The sequence below is a fragment of the Staphylococcus sp. CoH_129_LAB_1 genome, from assembly GCF_058191515.1.
Genome location: NZ_JBXWKZ010000084.1, coordinates 1 through 255, shown reverse-complemented (window position 1 = coordinate 255; position 255 = coordinate 1). Strand labels below are relative to the sequence as shown.

Annotated in this window: 1 protein-coding gene; it reads right to left on the bottom strand. The window is 69.0% G+C overall.

The features are described from left to right. A partial coding sequence (locus tag AC2FB1_RS11220) for an ABC transporter permease subunit (protein WP_490675287.1) occupies positions 1 to 255 on the bottom strand: 255 nt, incomplete at both ends.

Sequence of the window (255 nt, the reverse complement as noted above, 5' to 3'; positions counted from 1 at the left end):
GGCCGCGACCGTGCTGATGTAGTTCGCCAGCGAGACGGCCAGCGGCTGCAGGCTCGCCTCCTTCGTGATCAGGAACGGCCAGAGGAACTCGTTCCACGGGCCGATGAAGGTCAGCAGCAGCACCGTGACCAGCGCGGGGCGCACCAGCGGCAGCGCCACGCGCCAGAGCAGCGTGAACTCCCCGGCGCCGTCGATCCGCGCCGCGTCGAACAGCTCACGCGGCAGCTGCAGGAAGTACTGCCGGAAGATCAGCAC